This is a genomic window from Limnoraphis robusta BA-68 BA1 (assembly GCF_034932365.1).
In the GTDB taxonomy this organism is placed as follows: Bacteria; Cyanobacteriota; Cyanobacteriia; order Cyanobacteriales; family Microcoleaceae; genus Capilliphycus; species Capilliphycus robustus.
In genome coordinates this window covers 1-7,726 of the sequence record NZ_JAYGHR010000050.1, presented here as the reverse complement: position 1 = coordinate 7,726, position 7,726 = coordinate 1, and the positions used below count along the sequence as shown (strand labels likewise).

At 41.9% G+C, this 7,726-nt stretch carries 8 protein-coding genes; 5 read left to right on the top strand and 3 right to left on the bottom strand.

Annotated elements, in window-relative coordinates:
* Window positions 1–209: 209 nt before the first annotated feature.
* On the bottom strand, window positions 210–797 hold the full coding sequence (locus tag VB836_RS13170; protein ID WP_323219727.1) for a hypothetical protein: 588 nt from the start codon (window positions 795–797) through the stop codon (window positions 210–212).
* 433 nt (window positions 798–1,230) lie between these two features.
* Here VB836_RS13170 and VB836_RS13165 point away from each other — a divergent pair, with 433 nt between their 5' ends.
* The 4 genes from VB836_RS13165 (at window position 1,231) to folP (ending at window position 4,165) form a co-directional block, all read left to right on the top strand.
* A complete protein-coding gene (locus tag VB836_RS13165; protein ID WP_323219726.1) occupies window positions 1,231–2,130 on the top strand; it encodes an alpha/beta fold hydrolase in 900 nt (299 codons plus the stop codon).
* Between the two features lie 70 nt (window positions 2,131–2,200).
* On the top strand, window positions 2,201–2,386 hold the full coding sequence (locus VB836_RS13160; RefSeq protein WP_046278027.1) for a PCP reductase family protein: 186 nt from the start codon (window positions 2,201–2,203) through the stop codon (window positions 2,384–2,386).
* A 117-nt stretch (window positions 2,387–2,503) separates the two neighbouring features.
* Window positions 2,504–3,229 carry a triose-phosphate isomerase gene (gene tpiA / locus VB836_RS13155; RefSeq protein ID WP_323219725.1) on the top strand — a complete coding sequence of 242 codons (726 nt, stop codon included), beginning with the start codon at window positions 2,504–2,506 and terminating at the stop codon, window positions 3,227–3,229.
* Window positions 3,230–3,310: 81 nt separating this feature from the next.
* Window positions 3,311–4,165, top strand: coding sequence for a dihydropteroate synthase (folP, locus tag VB836_RS13150; protein ID WP_323219724.1), 855 nt, complete (start codon window positions 3,311–3,313; stop codon window positions 4,163–4,165).
* Window positions 4,166–4,172: 7 nt separating this feature from the next.
* On the opposite strand, the gene VB836_RS13145 is transcribed toward folP, so the two are convergent.
* The gene (locus tag VB836_RS13145; protein ID WP_323219723.1) at window positions 4,173–5,759 is read right to left on the bottom strand and encodes a glycosyltransferase family 39 protein; all 1,587 of its coding nucleotides are present in this window, start codon (window positions 5,757–5,759) and stop codon (window positions 4,173–4,175) included.
* Window positions 5,760–5,885: 126 nt separating this feature from the next.
* Between VB836_RS13145 and VB836_RS13140 the strand changes: the two genes are divergently transcribed.
* The gene (locus VB836_RS13140) at window positions 5,886–7,286 is read left to right on the top strand and encodes an IctB family putative bicarbonate transporter (RefSeq protein ID WP_323219722.1); all 1,401 of its coding nucleotides are present in this window, start codon (window positions 5,886–5,888) and stop codon (window positions 7,284–7,286) included.
* Window positions 7,287–7,361: 75 nt separating this feature from the next.
* Here the strand turns inward: VB836_RS13140 and VB836_RS13135 are convergent, their stop codons facing one another.
* Window positions 7,362–7,583 carry a GUN4 domain-containing protein gene (locus tag VB836_RS13135; protein WP_049559028.1) on the bottom strand — a complete coding sequence of 74 codons (222 nt, stop codon included), beginning with the start codon at window positions 7,581–7,583 and terminating at the stop codon, window positions 7,362–7,364.
* Window positions 7,584–7,726: the final 143 nt, after the last annotated feature.

Below are 7,726 nucleotides of genomic sequence, written 5' to 3'. Positions count from 1 at the left end.
ACAACTACCGAGGGGCACTCGGAAAGTAACGCCTGGGGATGAGATGATCCACTGCTTAGAGGGAGAAATCCCAAAAAGTAAGGTTGCTCGTAGAGCCAGGAATTCTCATCAGTAATGATGGGAATCCACCTCCATAATCTTTTGATTTGGAGGTGGAGGATGTCAAAGATTCATCTCAAAAACCCCTGGACGGTTCAGTTGTTTAACTCTTAAAAATCAACTTTGAAGCGATCTACAATCAGTTGACCATCAAACGTATAAAAAGTAACTTTATGAATATTTTCCGCTTCTACGCTGAGTTTTTCACTCGGTAAAATGATCCCTAAAGAGCGACTCGATTGCTTCGCGGTCATCTCTGTACGGTCAATTTCCTCAGCTTGCCCATTATAAGCCGATAAAATCGTTCGGCGAGAACTGGTTACTGAAGCTTCCACTCGACGAACGGGATGCTGAAAGTGAACTTCTAGCCAGCCACTTCTGGGCGCTCCCATTAAAACTGTTTGATTGGGCTGAACTCCAAAAGCTGGGTTAGAGGGTTGCAGCACAATCGCATTCACAAAAGTTATACCCCAGGAACTAAACTGCCGCTCAACTAATTCAAAACATTGTAACTGTTCCAAAGCTAGACGAATACGCTGGGGAGATTGAATCGGTAGTTTTCCTGAAAGTTCCTTTTCGGTTTGAGGATGGACAATCAGTTCTTCAGGACTATTCCATTCCATCTCCCCATTTAATACATCACAGACATAGACACAATCTGAAAAGGGTCTGCACTCTTGTTCCATAACAGTTTTCATTGGGAGATGTCCTTTTGTGGAAGTTCTAGGGGTTTGCCAGGTGTTTACAAGCACAGGGTTTTGATTGAGAGGGATCATTCCTTGATTTATAAAAATTCAGACTTGAGCTTGCCTCCTCAGTAAATAATTAGGATTTCTATCCGAGAGGTTATGCAACCTTGAGGGGTTTTACCCCTCACTCTATAAATCAAGTATACCAATCTCAGGGGGTGATAGGGCGATCAAGGAGTTAGGAAGATGGGGAGATTGGTGACGGGTTTGGGTGGCTTGATGAATTTCCCCTACAAGACTGATGCCGGAGTGACTGATTGGCTACCTGAGACAGAGGAAAAATCGATAGAGCATTTCTTATGCTTTATGAAGTAAAGTTTTTTGTATATAGCTGCTTTTGGCGATCGCTCTGATTGTGAATCTAGATTGATAGAGGTTTTTTATGTTTCTGCCCCGTGGCTTTGAGCAACGTTCCATCGTTACCTCACTCGGAAGGATGGTTTATTACACAGCCCTTGATTTATCTTGGTTGCCCTTAGAAGCCCCTGGGATTGAAGATTTACCCAAGTTGGTGTTTTTGCATGGTTTTGGGGGGGGTTCTTCGGCCTATGAATGGTCAAAAGTTTATCCCGCCTTTGTCGGCGAATACCAGATTTTGGCCCCGGATTTAATCGGTTGGGGACGCTCAGAACATCCAGCCCGAGACTATAATATTCAGGACTACATCACGACGATTATTGAGTTTCTTGAACAAACTTGTGATTCCGCAACCCCTGTTATTGCTTCTTCCTTAACGGCAGCTTTTACCATTCGAGCCGCGATTGAACGGCCTGAGCTGTTTAAATCTTTAATCTTGACGACTCCTTCGGGTTTGTCTGATTTCGGCGAAAATTATCGTAATAGCTTCTTTGCTCAACTGGTCAAAACTCCCATCTTAGATCGGATTATCTACAACACAGGTGTGGCCAATAGTGCAGGAATTAGAGCCTTTTTAGAAGAACGTCAGTTTGCCCGTTCTAACCGAGTTTATCCCGAGATTGTTGAAGCTTATCTCGAATCTTCTGTACAACCTAATGCTGAATACGCGGCTCTTTCTTTTGTACGGGGTGATTTGTGTTTTGATTTATCTCTGTATATCGATCAGCTTACCACTCCAACTGCTATAATTTGGGGAGAAAAATCTGAGTTTACCAGTCCAGAAATCGGACAACGCTTGGCTAATCTCAACCCACAGGCGATTAAAGTTTTTCAACGTCTAGAAGATGTTGGTTTGACTCCCCACTTAGAAGAACCATCCACTATGGTTGCTCTAATTCGACACTTGCTTAATGTTTTAGCATGATCGCCAAACTGACACCTGACTCACCTGATCACTGACCCCGAACTCTTGTCCTATTCACCGCTAGTTAACGATGTCCAATGATGATTTTCTAGATGATCTCCAATGGATGCCAGAAGCGAAAGCTAAACTTAAGAATATTCCGTATTTTGTGCGATCGCAAGCTCGTAAGCGGATTGAACAACTCGCTCGTGAAGCCGAGCAAGATGTGGTAACAGTCGAACTGGTGGAAAAAGCGAGGTTAGAGTTTGGTCAGTGAACAGTCACCAGTTACTGGTCACTGGTCACTGTAGAACTGTAAACTGTAAAAATGTCCCCTAACGCTTTAAACTGGAGTTTGGCATTTTGTTGTGTTCTGAAGTTGATTGATTAAGCAGTGAGAAAAAAGATTATTGCCGGGAACTGGAAAATGTTTAAAACCCAGGCAGAGGCCCAAGAGTTTTTGCAGGGGTTTATGACCGAGTTAGATGAAACGCCTGATGATCTCGATACTGTGCTGTGTGTGCCGTTTACAACCTTGTGGGTGATGTCCAAGAGTTTGCATGGCAGTCGGATCAAACTCGGCGCTCAAAATATCCACTGGGAAGATTCCGGTGCCTATACAGGTGAAATTTCCGGCCCCATGTTAGTGGAAATTGGGGTGCGTTATGCGATTGTTGGCCATAGCGAACGACGAGAATATTTTGGTGAAACGGACGAAACAGTTAACCGCCGACTCAAAGCGGCTCAACGTCATGGTTTAACACCGATTTTATGTGTGGGAGAAACCAAACAGCAGCGTGATGCTGGAGAAACAGAAGCCCATATTTTCTCTCAGTTGGAAGGAGATTTAGTTGATATTGATCAGAAGAATTTGGTGATTGCTTACGAACCGATTTGGGCAATTGGAACGGGAGAAACTTGCGAGGCTGAAGAAGCCAACCGAGTCATTGGTTTAATTCGCAGCAAGTTGAAAAATCCTGATGTTTCCATTCAGTATGGTGGCTCTGTTAAACCTGACAATATTGATGAAATTATGGCTCAACCTGAGATTGATGGTGCTTTGGTTGGGGGAGCTAGTTTGAAACCCGAAAGTTTTGCTCGCATTGTCAATTATCAGTAAAAAGAGAAAGCTAATTAAAATTGGGAATAGTCAAGTTGAGCAACTGTTCCCAATTAACATTTTATCACAATTAAGTTTTAAATGCCAGAAAATTTAATTCTACAAAATAAAGAATTTGAGTGGGGAAAACGAACCTATATTATGGGTGTTTTGAACGTTACACCCGATAGTTTTAGTGATGGCGGAGAGTTTAATACGTTAGAAACTGCGTTAATTCAAGCTGAGAAAATGGTAGCCGCAGGAGTGGATATTATTGATATTGGCGGTCAATCGACTCGTCCCGGTTCTGAACAAATTGCTCTAGAAGAAGAGTTAAACCGGGTGATTCCGGTTGTAAAGTTGCTGCGAAGTCAACCGAACGAGTTGGCTAATATTCCCCTTTCTATTGATACCACAAGAGCGGCTGTTGCACAAGCGGCAATTGAAGCGGGGGCTGATTTAATTAATGATATTTCGGGCGCTACTTTTGAACCAGAAATCTTATCAGTTGTCGCTAAGTTAGGCGTTCCCATTGTGTTGATGCACATTCGCGGAACGCCGAAAACCATGCAACAATTAACTGATTATCAAGATTTAATTGGGGAAATTTTGCAGTTTTTCCAAGAGCGAATTCAAGCCTGTAAAAATGCCAGAATTTATCCTGATAATATTATACTCGATCCAGGGATTGGATTTGCTAAAACTTATGAACAAAATTTAGAAATTCTCCGACAATTACCGAAATTAAGATCATTAGGTTTTCCCCTACTCATTGGGCCATCTCGGAAAAGTTTTATTGGTCATATTCTCAACCAAAGTGACCCCCAAAAACGAGTTTGGGGAACTGCTGCTGCTTGCGTTGCTGCTATTGTGGGTTCAGGGGATATTTTACGAGTTCACGATGTCAAAGAAATGGTTGATGTTTGTCGAGTGGCGGATGCAATTTATCGCGTTTAGTTCCTCATTATTTTTGCGGAAATTCGACTTTTCTCACCCAAGTGGTTTCATAGGGTTTCTTGACTTTAACGTTATAGATTTTTTCCATTCCCTCGATTAATTGTCCCGTTGGACGGTATAACAAAACATCACTAAAGGGTTCTAATTTTGGCAGTACCGGAACTTGAGATCCTGCCATTAATTGAACTGTAACATTGGGGTTAAGTTGATGAAGTAAAGACATAATTCTGCCCGGTTCTTCATCACTAATAACAAGCGGAGATGCTGATTGATTAATGATTTTAGCCGCCTCGGGAATATCTCGACTTTTGGCATAACTTTTGTGCCACCAAACGGGATAAATAGAACTGACAGTACAAGATAATATTCCACTAAAAATTAGAGAATAAAAGATAAATTTCCACCGTTTTTTGTGTTGAGTATCAGGAATAAAATTAGTCATTTTTTGAGTAAACAGATAAGCGACTGATACTTGAATCCCTAAATAACAAGGCATTGCATACCGCGTAATCGTTGAACCTCTTCCCCCCAAAAGAATATCAGGCAAAATTAAAGCCATTCCTGGCACTCCAATTAAAGCAAGAATGAATAACCAAACCTTTTGAGGTGTAGTTTTGATTAAAAAATAAAGGGCGTAAATCGTTAAAGCAAAAGTTAAATACAAAGTCGGATTTAGCCAACTAATTCCTTGATTGAGATCGAAGAAAATACGATTTAAACTTAATAGCCAATACAACGGTAAATCAGGCCGGGAAACGAGCCTAGATTCTGTGTTTTTGAGAAAAAATTCTAAGTTTTGAACAAAAATAAACAGCCAAGGGGTGAACATTAACAAGCCAATCAAACTGGAAAGACTATAAGAAAAAAGAAACTTTCGTTTTCGCCAGGTTGAAGTCAGAATGACATAAACGCCATGTCCGAAACAAACAAAAATAGAGAATAAATGACTGTATAATCCCAAGCCAACCGTAAGCGAATAAATTCCCCAATGTAAAATCTGAGGCTTTAGAGATTTTTCAGTTTGACTCATTCGTAAAGCTTGCAATAAAGCCGCACTAGAGAGTAAAATTGTCACAGCCCAAAGACTATAAGCTCTGGCTTCTTGAGCATAGAGAAGGTGAAAGGGAGAAATCGCGACAATAGCCATCGCCACCCAACTCACAGACACCGACTGAAACAACTCCCAACACAGCCAATAAATAGCCGGAAAAATCAGTAAACTAATCAAAGCAGATAAACTTCTAATGGTTGCCACTGAATGACTAAATGTTTGCATCCAAAACCGAGCCGAGAGAAAATAAAGAGGAGAATGTTCGGGATGTTTAGTTAAAGCTTGAAAAGAATCCTGTAAGCTGCGTTCCGGGGTAGGATATTGATAAATATTGAGTAAATGTTCCACCGTATCAGGCCAACCAATATAAACTTGTTGAAAAAAGTCTTCTTGGGTATAGCCTGAAATTCTAAAAGACGTTTGAACTTCATCATACCAATAAACTTTGTGACCGAGATTGAAAAACCGAAAACCAATGCCAATAATGATCAGAATAATCGCCAACCGTTTTAACCACTTGTTCGCAGGTTTTGAGGAATTCATTACTTAACGTTTAGAAAAGGTCAGAGGATTGTTTAAAATATTGAATACTGTCCTCATCGATGATACCCTGTGCTGTAGACATTACTAAAACAAAAATCTTTTACCTCCGCCGCAAACGACAAACCCATGACAACGCTTAATTCCGTCTGGCAACAGTTAACGCTAACTTATTTATCCCCCTCTCAGTGGCGCAATGGCAGCCTTCTTTACCGCATTAGTGGGAGTCTACAAAACTGGCGACAAGGCAGTTGGCTGATGCAGTGGGGTGAACCTCTCGGCGCTATTTTAATCAGTCTGGTATTTGGTTTAGCGCCATTTGTCGGCACCGCTTTAATAGGGGTTTTATTGGTGGCTTGTGCGGGGTTTTGGGTGCTGCTAACCTTGTGTGATGACCCCTCGGAAACCGCATTCACCCCGATTCATCTGATAGTATTGTTGTACTGGGGAATTGCGATCGCTGCAACCGCATTTTCTCCCGTGAAAGCTGCTGCTTTGACAGGTTTGATCAAGCTAACGCTTTATTTAATCCTATTTTTCCTAATGGCGAGAATTTTGCGATCGCCGAGAATCCGATCCATTTTTATCACGTTTTATCTACACATTGTTCTGATTGTTAGCATTTACGGGTTGCGACAGTGGTTTTTTGGGGTGGAAGCTTCAGCCACTTGGGTTGATCCCAATTCCGCCCAAGCCGATCTCATTCGAGTATTCAGTTTCTTAGGAAATCCTAACTTATTGGCGGGATATTTATTACCTGCTTGTGCGTTTAGTGTGGCGGCAATTTTTGTTTGGGAAGGTTGGCTACCGAAAGCATTAGGCTTAACCATGACAATTGTTAATAGTGCCTGTTTGGTGCTGACATTTAGTCGAGGGGGCTGGATCGGTTTTGTCGTGTTGATGTTTACGTTGTCGGTATTGCTGTTGTATTGGTTGAGTATTAATTTTTCACCCTTTTGGCGCAAATGGGCGGTACCTATTGGAATTAGCAGTTTAGCCGCTATTTTAATATTAGCTGTTTTGACTGTTCCAACTTTACGCTTGCGGGTTGCTAGTATTTTTGTAGGGCGAGAAGACAGCAGCAACAACTTCCGAATGAACGTTTGGGCGGCGGTTCTAGAAATGATTCAGGAGCGCCCTATTTTGGGCATAGGGCCGGGTAATAACGCTTTTAATAAAATTTACCCGCTTTATATGAGACCCCGCTACAGCGCTTTGAGTGCCTATTCCGTGATTTTGGAAATCGCTGTCGAAACCGGAATTATTGGTTTAACTTGTTTTCTGTGGTTATTAGTCGTCACTTTGCGCCAAGGATGGTTACAACTACAACGACTGCGAGAATTGAGAAATACTCAAGGATTGTGGTTAATGGCGGCGATCGCGACTATTGTTGGAATGTTGGCGCATGGTAGCGTAGACACGGTTTGGTATCGTCCTCAAGTGAATACCCTGTGGTGGTTAATGATGGCAATGATCGCCAGTTTCTATCAACGCTTACCGAAATCTGATGCTATCCAAAGTGAGTTGTAAGCAGCAAAAATAATGCAGCATGAAAAATCAGACTTCTCGGAGAAATCGGGTTTTTCAACGTCTAAATTCCCCAACTTAAATTTGACAAGCCTGTAAACGATTCATTGCAGAAAAAAACCATTTGTGAGAAAAAGGAAGGTGGCCGGGGGGTGCTTGTAGGTTATGGGTGAGTTTAAAGAAAGAAATCCAACTTCCCCCCTGTCGCCACCCTAAGCACTCGCCTAAACGAGAATAACTATCCCAGTCGGTTCCTTTTCCCAGGCTTTCCCAAATCTGATATTGTACCGAAGCATCCAAAATTTCTAAGTTTCGATTACCAAGAGAAGCAGGTTTAAAGCCCCGTCGTTCACGACGGATTATTGTATGCTACAATAACTTATCGTGGAGCGACAATGATAAACATGATTGTCTATGAAATGAAGCTACAAGGAACTGTTGCC

Excerpts from the sequence above, each read along its gene's own strand:
- VB836_RS13145 (WP_323219723.1), bottom strand. The coding sequence starts at position 5,759 with ATGAATTCCTCAAAACCTGCGAACAAGTGGTTAAAACGGTTGGCGATT.
- VB836_RS13170 (WP_323219727.1), bottom strand. The coding sequence starts at position 797 with ATGAAAACTGTTATGGAACAAGAGTGCAGACCCTTTTCAGATTGTGTC.
- VB836_RS13140 (WP_323219722.1), top strand. The coding sequence starts at position 5,886 with ATGACAACGCTTAATTCCGTCTGGCAACAGTTAACGCTAACTTATTTA.
- VB836_RS13160 (WP_046278027.1), top strand. The coding sequence starts at position 2,201 with ATGTCCAATGATGATTTTCTAGATGATCTCCAATGGATGCCAGAAGCG.
- folP (WP_323219724.1), top strand. The coding sequence starts at position 3,311 with ATGCCAGAAAATTTAATTCTACAAAATAAAGAATTTGAGTGGGGAAAA.
- VB836_RS13165 (WP_323219726.1), top strand. The coding sequence starts at position 1,231 with ATGTTTCTGCCCCGTGGCTTTGAGCAACGTTCCATCGTTACCTCACTC.